Genomic DNA, 18,643 nt, shown 5'->3' with positions numbered 1-18,643 from the left:
GCGCAATCGGTGTCCATCGGCGAGGCGCAGCACGCGGTGGGCGCAGGGCTGATTGCCGAAAGCGACGTGATCGAGATCGGCGCGGTGATCAACGGAACCCACGCCGGGCGCACATCGCCAGAGGACATCACGCTCTTCGACGGCACCGGCGTCGGGCTGCAGGACCTCGCCGTCGCCGCAAAGGTCGTCGACCTCGCCATCAAACGCGGCGTCGCAATCGAAGTCGACTTCTGAGCGGGGAGTAACAGGCGTTCTGACCTTGAGGCGGTGTCGATCAGACGCCGCCTTTTTTGTTCTGCACGCCGTTACTGAATGGCCGGAAAATAGCCCGCAGGGGAGGTCTGGATCGTGCGGATGGCCGGGTCGCCATGTGTCAGCAAGACGACCTTTGGGCCGATCATCGCCGGGCTACTTTTCGGCGTCTGAGCCATCATCACCTGTCGGATCGCCTCGATTCCCTGCGCCACCGGGTCATCAAACGGGGCGGCCAGAACCTGACCGTTTTGCAGACCGCGCCGGACGGAGTGGTTGACATAGGTTGAGATCAATTTCGGCGCATTCGTGTCGGTGCGCGCGGCAAAGAGGCCAAAGGCGGCCTCGATCGCGGGGGCGTTGCCAATCAGGTAGTCTGCGGTCGGGTGGTCCTGCAGGGCGCGTTCCACGAGGGCCAGTTGCGCTCTGAGCCCGGTATCTGCTTCGAGAACCGCGGCAATCGTCACCGCGCTTTGGGACAGGCCCGCGCGGAGGCCGGTTTCCAGCGGCGCGGTCCAGCCCGCCTCTGCCGGACCGGTCAGGAACACGGCCGTCACGGGGGGCGTTCCCGCCGGGTGCAACTGGCGCAGGTGGTCGCCGATGAGCTGGCCCATGTCGGTCCAATCGACGCCGATCCGTCCGCTCAGATGCTTTGCGCGCAGGTCGTTCACAAGGGCGAAGATCGGGGTTGTTTTCGACACGCGGGCAATGGCGGCTGTCATATCGGGATGATCGGATGTGACCGACCCAAGGAGGATCGCATCCATCTTTTGGGTGACGCAGGCGTCCAGCTGGGCAATCTGGGCAGATCGCGCGCGGTAGCCGCCGGCCTGATAGAACAGCAGATCCACGTTTTGACGCGCGGCTTCCTGTTCAAGCCCGTAGCCCACGCTGAGCCAGTATTCGTCTTTGAAATGGGGGACCAGCACGCAGATCAGGGGCTTTGATGCCGCAGTTGCGGCTGTGCCGAGCAGGGCGCACAGGATCACCGTGGACATGATTGTGCGGAGGCAGGCGGCCCCGTACTGTCCGGTTATGCGACGCACGAGTTTTGACAAGCGGCTGATCCAGATCCTGAGCGCGATGGCGGCATTGGCCGTTATCGTGGGTGTCGTGGCCATCGGGGTCAATCGCTATCTGGTGCGGGCGCATGCGGAGCTGGTGCAGACCAACCTGCCCGCGATTGAACTGGCCAGTGAAATCGGTGCATCCGCCGAGGTGGTTGGATCGCTGGCGCAGGCTTTTGTTCAGGCCGATACGCGGGAAGCGCTTGACCGGGCGGCGGGTGCGTTGAGTGCGGCGGTTGCCGAGATTGAAGCGCGGGCCGATGCGTTTGTGACGCTGCGCATGTCTGAAGTTGGCGCGCGGCGCAGGTCCGGGGCGCAGGAGATCGTGGCGCGTATGACGCTGGCATCGCGCGAGGATCTGGAGCTTGAGGCGCGGATTGCGTCCCGGGCCGACAAGATTGCCGGGATTGGAACGCAGCTTGATGCGCTGGTCGAGGCCGAAACGGATTTGGCGCGGTTGCGGATCACGGCGGGTGTGGCGGATCTCTATGTTGCGCCGGATGTCGCGCCGCGTCCGGCGCTGGATGCGTTGGCGGATCGGTATTTCTTTGCGTTTGAACGTCTGACGGAATTGGCGCGGATGGTGGATGCGCTGCGGTTGCAGTTCCAGCAGGTGCCATCTTTGACGCGTCAGGCGGATGTCGAGGCGATGCAGGTCCAGGCGGGGGCACAGCTTGATCTGGCGCTGCGGCGGGTGGTTTACATGCCGTCCCCGCTGGCGGCGGAAGAGGCGGCGGCGCAGTTTTCGCGATTGCAGGCGGCGTTGGGCGACGGTGCGTTGCTGGACCTTCAAGGCCGACGGATCGCGCTTCAGGCGGCGATTGGTGCGGATCGGCAGTTGTTGCAGGCCACGGTGGCTGACCTGTCAGAGCGCGCGCGACAGATGCGGTCTGCGATGCAGGCCACCAGTCTTGACCGGATCGCGTTGGTGGACCGGCAATCTGCGTGGATCCTTCTGGTGTTGCTGGGTCTGGTGGGGGCTGCCGTGGTGCTGGGCGCGGTGCTGGTCTGGTACGCGCGGCGTCAGTTGGTGGATCGGTTGGGGACCGTGTCGCGCCGGATCGTGGCGGTGGCGGGGGGCGATTACGGTGCGCCGCTGCCGATCAGTGGGCATGATGAGATCGGGCGGATGGAGAAGGCGTTGAACATCCTGCGCCGCAGGGCGCGGGATGCAGAGCGGCTGCGCGACAGTCTGGAAGAGGCGGTGATCGCGCGCACCGGCGAAGTTGTGGGCGAGATGCAGGCGGCGGATGCGGCGCGCGCCGAGGCGGAACAGGCCAATCGCAGCAAGACAGAGTTTCTGGCGCGGATGAGCCATGAAATCCGGACGCCGTTGAACGGCATGATTGGAATGCTGGATCTGCTTGAGGCCGAGACCGAGAGCCCAGAACGGAAAGAGCGGGCGCATACGGCGCTGTGTTCGGCGCGGGAGTTGCTTGATCTGACCAACGATATCCTCAGCTTTGCCAGTGGGGAGGACACCACGGCGCGGGGCACGTCACTGCATTTCCATCTGCGTGAACTGGTTGGACAGATGGGGCACCAGTTGCAATCTCTGGCGGCACCGAAGGGGCTGGAGACCAGTGTTGATCTGTCAGAGGCAGCGCCTTTGACGCTTTACGGGGATGTGGTGAAGATCCGTCAGGTGGTCGGGAACCTGATTTCGAACGCAGTGAAATATACCAGGCGCGGGTCGATCACTCTGGCTGTGGATTACGCGGTCGACACGCAGACGGATCAGCCGGTGTTGAGCTTTTCGGTGATCGATACCGGGATCGGGATGACGCAAGAGGCGATTGGGCATGCGTTTGACGCGTACCAGCGTGCCGATAGTGCCAAACGGGCGGGGATCGAGGGGCTGGGTCTTGGTCTGGCGATTTCGCGGACGTTGACCCGTGCGCTTGGCGGGGCATTGACCGTGGAAAGCGAGGTTGGTGTGGGCAGCAGGTTTACCCTGACCGTGCCGCTGATGCCGGGCGATCCAGAGCTGGTCGGGGATGCGGATACATTGGTGCACGGGGCGGAACTGGACCGCGATGTGCTGGTGATTGATGATCATGCGGTCAACCTGATCGTTGCGCGCGGGTATCTGGAGCGGCTTGGCTGTCGTGTGACGGACGCAGAGACCGGAACCGCAGGGTTGAAGGCCGTGTCGGAACAGGCGTTTGATCTGGTTCTGATTGACCTTGATCTGCCTGATATGACCGGCAGGGATGTTGCGGCGCGGATTGCGGCGATGGCTGACCCGCCGATGCTTGTGGCGCTGACGGCGCATCTGATTGCGGACACCCCTGAGAACCGCGCTGAACTGGGGGTTGCGCGTATTTTGTCGAAACCGATTTCGCCAAGGGCCTTGGCCGAAGTGCTGCGCGGGGAAGAGGGTGGTGACGCGCCTGCCCGGGACGACGCGGATGTGGTGGAGAGTTTGCAAGGCGACCTGAACGACCTTGGATCGGAGACAACGGCCCAGATTGTGCGGGAATTCCTTGATGACTTGCCGGGAGCGATTGCCACGATCGACGATGCCCGTGCCGAGGACCGACGCAAGGCCGCGCATAAGCTGAAAGGGGCGGCGTCCAACTTTCGGTTACATGCGTTTTGTGCCGCGCTGGCACAGTTGGAGCAGGCAGAGGGGCCTGCAACAGCGGATGTTCAGGCTGTCAGAGAGACGGCGCGGGAGGCGGAACAGGCGTTACGGGACGCCGCTGCAAAACTGGGGCTTCAGACCGTTTCCGGATCGACGAAGTGATATCCCTGGCCGTGTTCGGTCAGGATCCAGTCGGGATTTGCGGGGTCTTTTTCCAGCTTCTTGCGAAGACGTCCGACAACGACGTCGATCATGCGGTCGTTCGAGCGCATGGCGGGGCGGCCCATGATTTCGGCCAGACGTGCGCGGCTCAGGGTTTGCCCCGGGTGATCCGCCAACGCGGCCATCACTTCGAATTCCTGTTTGGTCAGGGTTTCGGTGCGTGCGGTTGACACCAGCCTGCGTCGGATGCGGTCAAAGCACCAGGGGCCGAAATCGGTCACCGGTGGCGGGCCTTGCGGGGCCTGTCCGATGTCGGCAATGCGCGCCAGCAGGTTCTTGACCCGTGCCGCGAGTTCACGCTTGTCGAACGGTTTGGTGACATAATCATCAGCGCCCATTTCCAGACCGACAATCTTGTCGATCTGGTCGTCCCGTGCGGTCAGCAGGATGATCCCGACCCGCGACACGGCGCGTTGTTCGCGGGTGATGGTTAAGCCGTCCTTGCCGTCAAGATTGATGTCCACCAGCAAAAGCTCTGGCGGGTCCAGTTCGATGATTTCTTCCATGTCGTCGGCGTTTTCGGCTTCGCTGACGCGGTGCCCCTGTTCGCGCAGGTAGGCGCCCAATCGCATGCGCGTGATGCGGTCGTCTTCGACAATAAGGATGTGCTGGGCCATGATGTCGGTTTTACATTTTTTTACATTTTCGAACAACCTGAATTGCTGCGGGTCAAGGTTGGCCGATGCCCAAAGGAATACTGTGACGCCAGATCGTAAGCCATAGGAGGCCCGCATGTCATTTTCTCAACCTACCCGCCGCGCATTTCTACAAGGTGGCGCGGCTGCGTTCGGGGTTGCCAACCTGATGGGAACGACCGCGCTCGCGTCGATCGACCCAAACTCGCACGCGAACCGGATTTTCCACGCAACGCACTTTGGCCCGTTCGAGGCCGTGGTGCGTGATGGCAAGCTCATCAACATTTCGTCCATGACCGAGATCGACGCCCAGCCGACCGAGATGCTGGCCTACGGGATCAAGGACCGGACCTACGACAAATCGCGCATCAACTATCCGATGGTGCGCAAATCCTATCTTGAAGGTTGGCAAAGCGGTGACATCAAGCCCGAGCTGCGCGGTAAGGAAGAATATGTTCGCGTTGATTGGGACACCGCCTGGAGCCTTGCGGCCAAGGCGCTGCTCGACGCGGCGACAAACCATAGCAATGAATCGATCTTCAGTTCGTCTTACGGCGGCTGGTCGAACGCCGGTAACTTCCGTCCAAACGTGTTGCAGGGCCGCTTGCTGAACCTGATGGGGGGCTGCACCAACACGCAAGGTGACTGGTCTGCCGGTGCCTCGCAAATCTCGTTGCCGCATATCATTGGCGACATGGAAGTCTATTCCGCGCAATCCGCGTGGGAGACCATCCGCGACGAAGGCGAGGTCTTTGTGCTGGTGGGCTGTGACCCGATCAAGAACAACCGCATCGAATACCGCGTGGCGGACCATGGGATGTATGCCCACTGGAAAGAAATCCGTGATGCGGGTGTCAAGTTCGTCTCTATCAACCCGCAGCGCACCGCGTCTGATGAATATCTTGACGCCGAATGGGTTCAGATCGTGCCCAACACCGATGTGGCGCTGTTCCTTGGTATGGCGCATCACGTGCTGGAGAAGGGTCTTGAAGACCGGGCCTATATGGACCGCTACACCGTCGGCGGTGACAAGTGGATCGCCTATGTGAAAGGCGAAACCGACGGCGAAGCCAAGACACCTGAATGGGCGGCTGGCATCACCGGTATGGACGCCGCGAAGATCCGCGAACTGGCCGAACTGTTTGCAACCTCCAACACCAACATCGCCGGTGCCTGGTCCCTGCAACGGGCACAGCACGGGGAACTGACCCACTGGGCGATTGTCAACTTCGCTGCGCTGACCGGGAAAATCGGTAAGCCGGGCTGTGGTGTCGGCTTCTCTTGGCACTATGGCAACGGCGGTATGCCGGCCTCGGGCAAATCCACCCCGTCTGGCCTCAGCCAGGGCCGCAACTGGGTCAAGGGCGTTGTCCCTGCGAGCCGGATCACCGATGCGCTGGAAAACCCCGGCAAAGAGGTGTTCTACAACGGCAATACCCACACCTATCCGGACATCAAGGTTGTCTTTAACGCTGGCAACAACTTCATGTCGCACCAGCAGGACACCAACCGGTTGATTCGGGCGCTTGAGAAGGTCGAGACCATTATCTCGGTCGATGTGTGGTGGACCGCTGCCGTTCGCTGGGCCGATATCGTTTTGCCAGCTGCCTCGACACTGGAACAGGACGACATCACCTCGGGCGGGACCTATTCGAACGACAAGGTCTACGCGATGAAGAAGGTGATCGAGCCTGTGGGCGAGAGCCTGCCGGATTACGAGATCTTCGAAGGTCTGGCCGACAAACTGGGGCTTTGGGCGCAGTTCACTGACGGTGAAGACAAGATGTACCACATCCGTCAGGCCTATGAGAAATCCAGCGCGGCGGAACATACCCCGTTCGAGGAGTTCTGGGAAAAAGGCTATGCCTTCATGGGCGTGCCGGAAGAGGCCCGCAAATGGACCCGTCATGGTGCGTTCTACGAAGACCCTGAAGGCAGCCCGCTGCACACAACCTCGGGCAAGATCGAGATGTACTGTAAGGACTTTGAAAAGTACGAGATCGACGACATGCCTGCCATGCCCATCTGGCTTGAAAAGCACGAGTATCTTGGCAACGCCAAAGAGGGTCAGTTGCACGTGGTCAGCCCGCACCCGTGGTTCCGCCTGCACAGCCAGATGGACCAGTCGGAAAGTCTTCGCGACCTTTACAAGGTGCAGGGACGTGAACCCGTGCGGATCAACACTCAGGATGCCTCAGATCGCGGGATCGCGGATGGGGATCTGGTCGAACTTTATAACGACCGTGGCACTGTGATTGCCGGGGCGGTTGTCAGCGATGACATCATGCCGGGTGTTGTGTCGATCTATGAAGGGGCATGGCCGTCGCTGGACAGCAAGGGTCGGTGCAACTCGGGTCTGGTGAACTTCCTGACCTCGACCCAGCGGTCCTCGGGGCTGTCTCAGGCAACCACTGCGAACACCACCCTGTGTTCCGTGCGCAAGTGTGAAGATCCAGAAGGTCCGAACATGGCGTATGAAAAACCTCCGATCATCGAGGATATGGAGATCGCGGAGATCGACGAAGACGCCCTTGGTCTGGACCGTATCTACGACATCACTGACAAGCTGATGGCGGATATGGGACCGGGTGAGAAGATCTTCTACGAGCGTTGCACCGTCTGTCACGGCCCGCGGGAACCCTCGCACTTCAGCCAGCAGCAGTGGAAGGGCATCACCCCGTCCATGTTCCCCCGTGCAGGTCTTGATGAAGACGAAGCGGCGCTGGTCATGGACTACCTGATGAAGAACGCCGCTGACGCAGCGATGTAAGCACCAAACTCTGCGCAGGCGACCGGGACTTTTCCGACCGCCTGCGCGCATTCCACAAAGCTTAATCAAGCAAGAAAGGGCATGTCTCATGCATATGGATCGCACGATTGGTGGCTGTGATTGTGACAGCGTCCTGGCGCTTGGGTCCCTTTTGAGCATTCCCGAAGCAGTTGATTGCGCGCTGCGCCGGGTCACGCCGATTGCGGATGTCGAAGACATCGCAATTGCCGAAGCGGTGGGCCGGATCACGGCCAAACCGGTGTGCGCCCCGATGGCGATGCCGCTTTTTGACAATGCGGCGATGGACGGGTTTGCCTTTTGCCGGTCTGACCTTGAAGGCCGCTGTTGTTTGCCAGTTTCCGGGACTGTTGCCGCCGGGGATGCCCCGCGCGCGCTGCCTGCCGGAACCGCGCTACGGATTTATACCGGGGCACCTGTGCCCGACGGTGCAGACACCGTTGTGATGATCGAGGCCTGTGTCGACAAAACCACCAAGGTTCATCTGAACACGGTTCCCGCCAAGGGCACCAATATTCGCTGTCACGGCAGTGATCAGGCGCAAGGCCAGCAGATTGTACCGGCGTGCACCCGACTGGCGCCGCATCATATCGGCCTGTTGGCGGCGAACGGGATCGACACGGTGTCAGTCGTGCGCCGTCCACGCGTCGCCGTGTTTTCCACCGGGGACGAGGTGTGCAAAGGCGCGTTGAAGCCGGGCCAGATCCCGGATGCCAACCGCCCCTTGTTGCGCGCGCTGTTGCGACAGGCCGGGGCGCAGGTTGTCGACATGGGTATTCTGCCGGACGAGGCTGACGCCACCACACATGCCCTGCGCGGGATGCGCGATCAGGTCGATCTGATTGTCACAACCGGCGCGGTGTCGATGGGCGGCAAGGATCATGTCCAGGCCGCGCTGGTCGCGGCGGGTGGCACGGTTGACGGCTGGCGTGTTGCGCTAAAACCGGGCAAGCCGGTGATGTTCGGGGCGCTGGGCAAGACAGCCTTTACCGGGTTGCCGGGCAACCCTTTTGCCGCCCATGTCGGCTTCCACCTGTTCCTGTTGCCGCAACTTGCCCGCCTGACCGGCGCGACCCCGCGCGCCTTTGCGTCCGAGACCGGAATTTCCGGGTTCGACTGGGACCGCAAACCCGGACGGGCCGAGGTGTTTCCGGTGCGCGTGACGGGCCGGGATACCTATGGACGCCCCGTGCTGGAGCGTCTGGGGCGCAGCGTGTCGGCCACCTTGCTGCCGCTCAGCGAAGCGGACGGGCTGGCCATTGTGCCCGCCGATTGCATCCATGTCACGAACGGAACACCCGTGAAATGGCACCCCTTTTGCCAGACCGGAGCAGAGCAATGATGTATTCCCCCCTTGCCGCCATCCCGTTCGAAAGCGCCGACATCGACGGGTTTCTTGCGGACGTCGCAAAAAGCGCAGCAGAGCGCGGGTTGCGGGTTCGCGGCGCATTGCAAAGCCGTGGCGTGACCACTGGCGCGTGCCACTGCGCGGACATGGATCTGACCACGCTGTCGTCAAACCGGACGTTTCGCATTTCCCAGCCTTTGGGCAATGGATCGCATGGCTGTCGCCTGCATCCCGGTGCTTTGGCGGAGTGTTCGGCCTTTATCGCGCAAGAGCTTGAAGGCGGCGCGGATCTATTGATCCTCAACCGCTTTGGCCGGGGCGAAAGCGAAGGGCGCGGATTTCGGGATCTGATTGGCACCGCAATCGCGCTGGGCGTTCCGGTCCTGACCGCCGTGCGCCCGATCTATGCCGAGGCCTGGGCTGCGTTTGGCGACGGGATCGCCTGTGATCTGCCGATGGACCAATCGGTGGTTTTGGACTGGATACTGGCACAACAGGAGCAGACCCATGCCGCTTGACGCATCGACACTGAAATCGCCATTGGTCGACAGTTTCGGGCGCTGCGTCAGCTATTTGCGCCTGTCGGTGACGGATCGCTGCGACCTGCGCTGTACGTACTGCATGGCGGAAAAGATGGTGTTCCTGCCCAAGCGCGATGTGCTGAGCCTTGAGGAACTGGCACGGTTAAGCGGCGTGTTTGTCCGCCAGGGTGTGCGCAAACTGCGGTTGACCGGGGGCGAGCCTCTGGTCCGGCGGGACGTGATGGATCTGTTCCGTGACCTGTCCCGGCACTTGCGCACAGGGATGCTGGATGAACTCACGCTAACCACCAACGGCACCCAGCTTGCCCGGCATGCCGAAGCGCTGGCAGGGTGTGGTGTGCGGCGGGTGAACGTATCGCTGGATACGCTGGACCCGGTCCGCTATCGCGCGGTGACACGGCTTGGCGATATCAAGGCTGTTCTGAGCGGCATCGACGCAGCGTTGGACGCGGGGCTGAAGGTCAAGCTGAACGCCGTGGCCAGCCGTGGCGCGTTCCAGGATGAAGTTGATGACTTGATCGCGTTTGCCCATGCGCGTGGCATGGACCTGACCCTGATCGAGGAAATGCCGCTGGGTGAAACCGGGCAGGACCGCAGCGAAACCGCGTTGTCTTTGCGGGATGTGCAGTCTGATTTGTCGAAGCGCTGGACGCTGCGCCCGCATCATCGCAGCACAGGCGGGCCTGCGCGGTTTATGCAGGTTGCCGAAACCGGCGGGTTGATCGGGTTCATCCAGCCGATGTCGTGCAATTTCTGTGCGCTGTGCAACCGGGTCCGCGTGAGCTGTACCGGGCGGCTGTATACCTGCATGGGTGATGAAGGATCGGTCGATCTGCGCGCGCCTTTGCGTCATTCGGATGCGGCAACCCTTGCTGCCATCCAGACAGCTTTACGCGCCAAGCCCGAACGCCACCGGTTCGATGCAGCCAATATGGCAACGCCCGCCGTTACGCGACACATGTCGACGCTGGGCGGATAGTCTGACCCGAACTGTGCCCGCATTGCATGGCGAAGCGGGACCGTGTCTTCTGATGAAACATCACAAAAGGAACGAACACATGAGCAAGACCCTTCCCGGTGCAGCCGGTGATCTGGCGGAAACATATCCTTCGGTCTGGTCCGCCTATTCGGATCTTGGCGAAGCCACGGCAAAGGCCGGCGGTCTGACAGAGCGGGAACGCCGTCTGGTCAAGCTGGCGCTGTCTATCGGTGCCGCGTCGGAAGGAGCGGTGCATTCGCATGCGCGGCGCGGTGTGGCCGAGGGCATTCCAACCAACGATCTTCAACAAGTGGCATTGCTTGCCATTGGTCCGCTTGGCTTTCCGCGCGCGGTGGCGGCAGGTACGTGGATTTCAGATATCACGGACGCTGAATAAGCGAGAATTTCATATTTAACCTGAATATTATGAATTTCTCTAATAGGGCTGCAATGGATACATAGGCGGCGGCACATATCGAAGGAGCCGTCATGTCTGTATCCGAGAAAAGCACTGCCCGCGCGCTTGCCGCATCTGCCCAGGAGTGCATCGTGATCATGGACGGTGCCATGGGCACGATGATCCAGAGCCTGAACCTGACCGAAGAGGATTATGCAGGTCGCGGGTCGGGTACGGCTTGCGTGCATCCAACAGACCATCCGCAGAAGGGGAACAATGACCTGCTGACGCTGACGCAACCGCAGGCGATTGAGCAGATCCATTACGACTTTGCCTTGGCTGGTGCGGATATTGTCGAGACAAACACGTTTTCGTCGACCTCGATTGCGCAGGCAGATTACGGCTTGGAAGCGGCGGTGTTCGATCTTAACGAACAGGCGGCGCGCACCGCGCGACGGGCGTTGGACCGGGCGACCCAGGCCGACGGCAAACCCCGCTTTGTGGCAGGCGCGGTCGGGCCGACAAACCGCACCGCATCGTTGTCGCCGGATGTGAGCGATCCCGGTTTCCGGGCGGTGACGTTTGATGACTTGCGCAGCGCCTATGGAGAACAGATTCGCGGGTTGATCGCCGGTGGCGCGGACCTGATCCTGATCGAGACGATCTTTGATACGCTGAACGCCAAGGCGGCGATTTTTGCCAGTTTCGAAGCGTTTGCTGCCACAGGCACGCATTTGCCGATCATGATCTCCGGGACCATCACCGATGCGTCCGGGCGCACATTGTCGGGGCAGACCCCCACCGCGTTCTGGCATTCGGTGGCCCATGCGCGGCCGTTCTCCGTGGGGTTGAACTGTGCGCTTGGGGCCAGCGCCATGCGTCCGCATATGGCCGAAATTGCCGCCGTTGCCGATACGCTGACCTGCGCCTACCCGAATGCCGGGCTGCCCAATGCCTTTGGTCAGTATGACGAAGGCCCGGACGACACCGCCCGACAACTGGCCGAATTTGCCAAGGAAGGCCTGTTGAACGTGGTCGGCGGGTGCTGTGGCACCACGCCGGACCATATCCGCGCCATTGCCGAGGCGGTTGCCCCCTTCGCGCCGCGCCAGATCCGACAGGAGCAAGCCGCATGAGCCGTTATCTTCGCCTTTCCGGCCTTGAGCCGTTCGTCCTGACCCCGGACATTCCGTTTGTGAATGTCGGGGAGCGGACGAATGTCACCGGGTCTGCCAAGTTCCGCAAGCTGATCACCAATCGCGACTATACCGCCGCGCTGGATGTGGCGCGCGATCAGGTCGAGAACGGTGCGCAGATCATCGATGTGAACATGGATGAGGGTCTCATCGATTCGAAACAGGCGATGATTGATTTTCTCAACCTCATCGCGTCTGAGCCGGATATCGCGCGTGTCCCCATCATGATCGACAGTTCCAAGTGGGACGTGATCGAGGCAGGTCTGCAATGTGTGCAGGGCAAGTCGGTCGTCAACTCGATCTCCATGAAAGAGGGCGAAGACGAGTTCCGCCGCCACGCCCGGTTGTGCCTGGCCTACGGGGCTGCCGTGGTGGTCATGGCGTTCGACGAACAGGGGCAGGCCGACACCGCAGCGCGCAAGACCGAAATTTGCGCGCGGGCCTATCGTATTCTGGTGGATGAGGTCGGTTTCCCGCCCGAGGACATCATCTTTGACCCCAACATCTTTGCTGTCGCCACAGGGATCGAAGAGCACAACAATTACGGTGTTGATTTCATCGAAGCGACCCGCTGGATCAGGGCCAACCTGCCGCATGCGCATGTGTCGGGAGGGGTGTCGAACCTGTCTTTTTCGTTCCGGGGCAACGAAACCGTCCGCGAGGCGATGCATGCGGTGTTCCTCTACCATGCTATTCAGGCGGGAATGGATATGGGGATCGTCAATGCGGGTCAGCTGGCGGTCTATGACCAGATTGATCCCGAGCTGCGCGACGCCTGTGAAGACGTCGTCCTGAACCGCCGCGACGATGCGACGGAGCGGATGCTGGAGCTGGCCGAACGGTATCGCGGAGGCGCGCGCGAGGAAAAGGTCCGCGATCTGGCGTGGCGTGAGTGGTCGATCGAAAAACGGCTGGAGCATGCGCTGGTCAACGGCATCACCGAATTCATTGATGCGGACACTGAGGAGGCACGCCTGCAGGCCGAGCGCCCGCTGCATGTGATCGAAGGCCCGTTGATGGCCGGTATGAACGTGGTTGGTGACCTGTTTGGTGCAGGCAAGATGTTCCTGCCGCAGGTGGTCAAATCCGCCCGCGTGATGAAGCAGGCGGTGGCGGTTCTGTTGCCCTACATGGAAGAGGAAAAGCGCCTGAACGGCGGGGATGGACGCGAAGCGGCTGGCAAAGTGCTGATGGCGACCGTCAAAGGCGACGTGCATGATATCGGTAAAAACATCGTGGGTGTCGTGCTGGCCTGCAACAATTACGAGATCATCGACCTTGGCGTGATGGTGCCGCCGCAGAAGATTCTTGAAGTGGCGAAGGCCGAGAATGTCGACGTGATCGGGTTGTCCGGCCTGATCACGCCGAGCCTTGACGAAATGGTGCATCTGGCTTCTGAACTGGAGCGGGAAGGCTATGACATCCCGTTGCTGATCGGGGGTGCAACAACCTCCAAGGTTCATACAGCGGTGAAAATCGCACCGCGCTATACCAAGAACCAGGCGATCCATGTGCTGGATGCCAGCCGTGCGGTGGGCGTGGTCAGCCAGCTTTTGAACCCCGACACGCGTGACGATTACATCGCGGGAATCCGGGAAGACTACGTGACGGTGACAGAGCGTCATGAACGGTCAGAACGGGCGAAAGAACGGGTGCCGTTGAATGTTGCGCGCGCGAACGCGGTGCAGATTGACTGGAGCGATTACACCGTTCCCGCGCCCACATTCACCGGAACGTGGGTGATCGACGATTGGGATCTGGCGGAAATCGCCAAATATATCGACTGGACCCCGTTCTTCCGCACCTGGGAATTGAAGGGCGTCTATCCGAAGATTCTTGAGGATGCCCATCAGGGTGAAGCGGCGCGCGCGTTGTTTGCTGATGCTCAGGAGATGCTTGACCGGATCATTTCGGAAAAATGGTTTGGACCACGGGCTGTGGTGGGTTTCTGGCCTGCCAATGCGGATGGCGATGATATTCGGCTGTTTACGGGGGAGGATCGGTCAGAGCCTTTGGCCACCTTGCACACTCTGCGCCAGCAACATGCCAAGCGGAAAGGGCGACCGAACGTGGCGCTGTCTGATTTCGTGGCACCAAAGGGGATTGCCGATTACGTCGGCGGGTTTGTTGTGACCGCAGGGCCGGAAGAGCAGGCGCTAGCGAAGCAGTTTGAAGACGCCAATGACAGCTATTCCGCCATTCTGGTCAAGGCGTTGGCCGACCGGTTTGCCGAAGCCATGGCCGAGATGCTGCATCAACGGGTACGCCGCGAGATTTGGCCCTATGCGCCGGAAGAAAGCTATGCGCCTGAAGACCTGATCGGGGAACCCTATCGCGGCATTCGCCCGGCACCGGGATACCCCGCGCAGCCGGATCATACCGAGAAAGTCACCCTGTTCCGCCTTCTGGATGCCGAGGCGAACACCGGGGTCGAACTGACCGAGAGTATGGCCATGTGGCCGGGATCGTCGGTGTCGGGCCTCTATATCGGCCACCCCGAAGCGTATTACTTTGGCGTTGCCAAGGTGGAGCGGGATCAGGTTCAGGATTACGCGGCGCGCAAGGGAATGGATCTGGACGAGGCCGAACGCTGGCTTGCGCCGATCCTGAACTACACACCGCAGGCGGTGTCGGCCTTTGCAGCGGAGTAAAGCGTGACGAGTCCTAGCGTTCCGAGAAGGCCCATTCTGCGAAGGTGTTGACCTGTTCGCGAACCGACATCGGCGTGCGTTTGGATTTGATGAGGTAATAATCATGCCCATAAGGCATCCGGTGATCGGACAACTGAATCAGGGCGCCCGAATCCAGATCCGGTTTGATCATCGCAATCGGGCACAGGGCCACGCCTTGTGCCGATAAGGCCGCTGCTCTGAGCAGGTTGAAGTCTTCGTAGGTTGTGCCGGTCAGCGGGGTCGGGGCCTCTTCGCCGCAATGGGCGAACCAGCGTTCCCAACCCGTGTGATCGCCGTCATGCAACAACCCCAGCGCGCGGAGGTCAGCGGGGCGTTTGGGACGGTCCGCATCGGGGTCCAGAAGCGCCGGGCTGCAGACTGGAAGGCTGTCACCGCTGAGGAAATACGCGGCATCGAAATCCGGGCCTTTCGGGGGGCTTGGGGAAAAGCTGAAGGCGAGATGCACATCCGAGAAATTGATCTCGTAGCCGTGAATGGCATAGACGATGCGCGTTTCGATTTCGGGATGAGCCTGTTTGAACCTTGCCAGACGCGGAATGAGCCAGCACATGGCAACCGACGGGATCGTGGCCACCACCAGTTCCTTGCGACCGTTGTCCGAACGCGCGCGGTGACAGGCGGCGTCGATTTCCGCCAGCGACAAAGACAGGGAATTGGCCAGTTCCTGTGCATGGGGCAGCAGCGTTGCGCGGTTGCCTTCGCGGTGAAACAGCGGCGCGTCCAGCCATGATTCGAAGTTCTTGACCTGATGGCTGATCGCTGACTGCGTGACAAAAAGAGCGTCCGCCGCAGCCTTGAATGAGCCCAGTCTTGCCACGGCTTCGAACGCGCGCAGCGCGTTTAGCGGAGGTAACGCCATGATATTCCTGCAGCATGAGAAAATCTAATCATATGCTGAAATAACATCGTTTGACGAATTCGCGCAATAGGCGCTGTTTGCGGCCAGAACGAACCGCTTGGGTTCAGATCGAAAACTGGAGGATTTTCATGGAACGCGAACGTCTACAAAACTACGTCGGCAACGGCGACAAGGCCCCCGGCACCTTCTCTGATGCCGAAATGCAGCGCCGTCTTGATGGCATCCGCGCCCATATGGCAAAGGAAGGCATTGATGCAGCCCTGTTCACCAGTTATCACTGTGTGAATTACTATTCCGATTTCATCTATTGCCAGTTCGGTCGTCGCTACGGCTTTCTGATCGATCACGACATCGCGACCTCCATCAGCGCGGGCATTGACGGCGGTCAGCCTTGGCGCCGGACATTCGGTGGCAAGAACGTCACCTACACCGATTGGCAGAAAGACAATTATTTTCATGCCATCCGCACCCTGCTGCCAACCGGCGCAAAGCGGATCGGTGTCGAATTCGACCACATCAACCTCGACACGATGGCGTTGCTGAAGTCCGAATTCCCGCAGATCGAATTCGTTGACATCGCAGCGGCGTCCATGCGCCTGCGGATGATCAAATCTGCAGAAGAAATCGCACACACGGAAAAGATGACCCGCATCGCCGATATCGGTGGCGCGGCCTGTGTTGAAGCGACTGCTGTCGGTGTGCCAGAGCACGAAGTGGCCCTGCATTCCACCGCCACAATGATCCGCGAGATTGCCAAGGTCTGGCCCAATGCCGAGTTGCTGGACACCTGGACCTGGTTCCAGTCCGGCGTGAACACAGACGGCGCGCATAACCCTGTCACCAGCCGCAAGATCCAGCACGGCGATATCCTGTCGCTGAACTGCTTCCCGATGGTTGCGGGCTACTACGTTGCGCTTGAGCGGACGATGTTTGCCGAGCACGCAAGCGATGCGCATATCAAGATGTGGGAACTGAACTGCAAGGTGCATGATCGCGGCAAGGAACTGCTTGTGCCGGGCAACAAGTGCTCTGACATCGCGAAAGAACTCAACGAGATCTACGCCGAGGCAGATCTGCTGCAATACCGCAGCTTTGGCTACGGTCACTCCTTCGGTGTGCTGAGCCACTACTACGGTCGCGAGGCAGGTCTTGAGCTGCGCGAAGATTGCGACACCGTGCTTGAAAAAGGCATGGTTGTGTCGATGGAGCCAATGATCACCATCCCGGAAAACATGCCGGGCGCAGGTGGATACCGCGAGCACGACATCCTCGTCATCGAGGAAGAGGGCAACCGCAACATCACAGGCTTCCCGTATGGTCCGGATCACCTGATCGTCAAAGCGAACGCCAAGGCTGCCTGATCCAGTATTTCGCGCCCCGGTTCGTGTCGGACCGGGGCGTTTTTTTATCCTGAAACATCACAAAGGAGGAGGCGCACATGTTTGTGGAGTCCTGGGTTCTTGATTGGTTTTTCATTCTGAGCATCGCCACCGTCGCCCTTGCCCTTGGGGCCTGGCTGCTGGACCGCGTTCGCAAGGACGACTGATCCCCTGATCCGCGTCGCGGAGGATGCGGCGCAATCTACACTATCTTTGGAGGAGAGCATCATGGAGAGCATTCCATGGATCAACTGGCTGATCATGGGCGCGTCCTTTGTCGCGCTGATCTGGCTTGGTTGGAAATCAAGCAAAATCGTACATTCCAACAATGACGACGAAAGCGGCTTTCTTGTTGCCGGTCGGTCGCTTGGACCGTTTGTCGGGGCCGCGACAATTGTGGCAACGGGCTATTCCGGATGGGGATTCATGGGGTCTCCCGGTGTCGCCTATGAATTCGGCGCAATCGAAATTCTGGGCAACTTCATGTTCGCCCCGGCGATGGTGATTGCCGTTTTGTTTTTTGCAAAATTCCTGTCGCGCCGTGCGGCTGACATGGGCAGCAACACGATCCCGGAATATGCCGCGAACCTGCATGGCAATGGCGGGCTTGCCCGCTTGGTGCAGGGTGTCGCCGCGATTGTGACGATTGTGCTGTTGCTGGTGTTCCTGACCAGCCAGATCAAGGCGGTTGGTATTCTGGCCGCTGGGTGGCTGGATCTGCCACAGGTCTGGGGCGCTACCTTGATGATTTCGATCATCATCCTGTACACCGTTCTGGGCGGTTTGACGGCGGTTGCGTGGACGGACACGCTGATGCTGATGGGCATGCTGGTCGCGGCCGTGATCGTGTGTGTGCAGATGTTCAGCGACATCCCCCTGACGCAGATGATTTCGCAGCTAAACGCGATTGATCCCAACCTGGTGAATCCGGTCACCTCTGACCCGTATGGTCAGGCCAAGGGGGCGGTGTACCTTGTGTTGCCCTACGCGTTTATGTTCTCGGCGGTTCTGCCTTACATGGCGGTGCGGTTCCTTGCATTCCGGGCGGACGTGAAGTTTTCGACTGTTGCGCTCTATGTTGCGCCGTTTGCCTGCATCCTGTCGCTGATCCCGATCGTTGGCCGTTACATGCGGATCAAGATGCCCGAACTGGCCGAAGCGGATCAGGCGATGCCGGTCTATCTTGAGACCTTCCTGCACCCGATCCTTGGTGGCTTCATCACGCTCTGCATCCTGTTCGCCATGCAGTCGACCGCAAACTCGCTGCTGCACACGGTTGCGTCCGCAGCATCGCATGACCTGCGCCGCGCGCTGTTCCCGGGGCATGAAAACGCAAAAACCGTGTTGTTCATCAACCGTTCGGCGGTTGTGGTCTTTGGCCTCGTCGGGTTGCTGATGATGATCTACGCACCGCCCTTCTTCCTGTCGTGGCTTGGCATTCTGGGCACAGGCACTTTGCTGGCGGCGCTGGTTGGACCGATCTTTGTCTCGGCAGTCTGGCGCGGCAACGGCTATGGCGCGTTGGCGGCCATGGTTGGCGGGTTCTGCACCTCGGGATACCTGCTGATCTGGGGGGACGCTGGCTGGGTTGTTGGCCCGCTGGTCGGATGTGCGGTTTCGACAGCCCTGTATGTCGGTGTCAGCATCCTGACATTCGGTCTGGACAAGCGCGTCGCATCGGCCTGATCAAGGCGCGGAA

General features: G+C 60.6%; 13 protein-coding genes and 1 pseudogene. 11 read left to right on the top strand and 3 right to left on the bottom strand.

Annotation, left to right across the window (positions count from 1 at the left end; all coding sequences use genetic code 11):
- A pseudogene (locus MWU54_RS16235) lies at positions 1–234 on the top strand (ornithine cyclodeaminase family protein); the annotation flags it as partial.
- 71 nt (positions 235–305) lie between these two features.
- Here MWU54_RS16235 and torT read toward each other — a convergent pair.
- Positions 306–1,250, bottom strand: a complete 945-nt coding sequence (gene torT, locus MWU54_RS16230) for a TMAO reductase system periplasmic protein TorT (protein WP_247085792.1) — start codon at positions 1,248–1,250, stop codon at positions 306–308.
- A 37-nt stretch (positions 1,251–1,287) separates the two neighbouring features.
- Between torT and MWU54_RS16225 the strand changes: the two genes are divergently transcribed.
- Positions 1,288–4,068: an ATP-binding protein gene (locus MWU54_RS16225; protein ID WP_247085790.1), complete on the top strand. Its 2,781-nt coding sequence runs from the start codon at positions 1,288–1,290 to the stop codon at positions 4,066–4,068.
- Here the strand turns inward: MWU54_RS16225 and MWU54_RS16220 are convergent.
- Positions 4,041–4,745: a response regulator gene (locus tag MWU54_RS16220; RefSeq protein WP_247085787.1), complete on the bottom strand. Its 705-nt coding sequence runs from the start codon at positions 4,743–4,745 to the stop codon at positions 4,041–4,043. The two genes, MWU54_RS16225 and MWU54_RS16220, sit on opposite strands and share 28 nt — an antisense overlap.
- 115 nt (positions 4,746–4,860) lie before the next feature.
- Here MWU54_RS16220 and MWU54_RS16215 point away from each other — a divergent pair, with 115 nt between their 5' ends.
- From MWU54_RS16215 to metH, 7 genes are all read left to right on the top strand, one after another.
- The gene (locus MWU54_RS16215) at positions 4,861–7,533 is read left to right on the top strand and encodes a molybdopterin-dependent oxidoreductase (RefSeq protein ID WP_247085784.1); all 2,673 of its coding nucleotides are present in this window, start codon (positions 4,861–4,863) and stop codon (positions 7,531–7,533) included.
- Positions 7,534–7,621: 88 nt separating this feature from the next.
- Positions 7,622–8,893 carry a gephyrin-like molybdotransferase Glp gene (gene glp / locus MWU54_RS16210; protein ID WP_247085782.1) on the top strand — a complete coding sequence of 424 codons (1,272 nt, stop codon included), beginning with the start codon at positions 7,622–7,624 and terminating at the stop codon, positions 8,891–8,893.
- Positions 8,890–9,417, top strand: a complete 528-nt coding sequence (locus MWU54_RS16205) for a DUF2478 domain-containing protein (protein WP_247085780.1) — start codon at positions 8,890–8,892, stop codon at positions 9,415–9,417. The genes glp and MWU54_RS16205 overlap by 4 nt, the downstream gene beginning before the upstream one ends.
- Complete coding sequence (gene moaA / locus MWU54_RS16200) at positions 9,407–10,420, top strand: GTP 3',8-cyclase MoaA (RefSeq protein WP_247085778.1); 1,014 nt, start codon at positions 9,407–9,409, stop codon at positions 10,418–10,420. Before MWU54_RS16205 ends, moaA begins: the two co-directional genes overlap by 11 nt.
- A gap of 79 nt (positions 10,421–10,499) precedes the next feature.
- Positions 10,500–10,817, top strand: a complete 318-nt coding sequence (locus MWU54_RS16195) for a carboxymuconolactone decarboxylase family protein (protein ID WP_247085776.1) — start codon at positions 10,500–10,502, stop codon at positions 10,815–10,817.
- 92 nt (positions 10,818–10,909) lie between these two features.
- Entirely contained in the window at positions 10,910–11,953 is a 1,044-nt protein-coding gene (locus MWU54_RS16190) for a homocysteine S-methyltransferase family protein (RefSeq protein ID WP_247085774.1), read from the top strand.
- Complete coding sequence (metH, locus tag MWU54_RS16185; RefSeq protein WP_247085772.1) at positions 11,950–14,664, top strand: methionine synthase; 2,715 nt, start codon at positions 11,950–11,952, stop codon at positions 14,662–14,664. Before MWU54_RS16190 ends, metH begins: the two co-directional genes overlap by 4 nt.
- A 13-nt stretch (positions 14,665–14,677) precedes the next feature.
- Here the strand turns inward: metH and MWU54_RS16180 are convergent, their stop codons facing one another.
- The gene (locus tag MWU54_RS16180) at positions 14,678–15,565 is read right to left on the bottom strand and encodes a LysR substrate-binding domain-containing protein (protein WP_247085770.1); all 888 of its coding nucleotides are present in this window, start codon (positions 15,563–15,565) and stop codon (positions 14,678–14,680) included.
- Positions 15,566–15,693: 128 nt separating this feature from the next.
- Here MWU54_RS16180 and MWU54_RS16175 point away from each other — a divergent pair, with 128 nt between their 5' ends.
- Positions 15,694–16,926 (top strand): aminopeptidase P family protein, encoded by a 1,233-nt coding sequence (locus MWU54_RS16175; protein ID WP_247085768.1) that lies wholly within the window; start codon positions 15,694–15,696, stop codon positions 16,924–16,926.
- A 246-nt stretch (positions 16,927–17,172) separates the two neighbouring features.
- Positions 17,173–18,630 (top strand): sodium:solute symporter family protein, encoded by a 1,458-nt coding sequence (locus MWU54_RS16170; protein ID WP_247085766.1) that lies wholly within the window; start codon positions 17,173–17,175, stop codon positions 18,628–18,630.
- The last annotated feature ends 13 nt before the right edge of the window (positions 18,631–18,643 follow it).

This window comes from Marivita sp. S6314 (genome assembly GCF_023015985.1).
Lineage (GTDB): Bacteria > Pseudomonadota > Alphaproteobacteria > Rhodobacterales > Rhodobacteraceae > Marivita.
The sequence above is the reverse complement of the archived record's forward strand: the minus strand, read 5'-3'. Positions and strand labels throughout refer to the sequence as shown.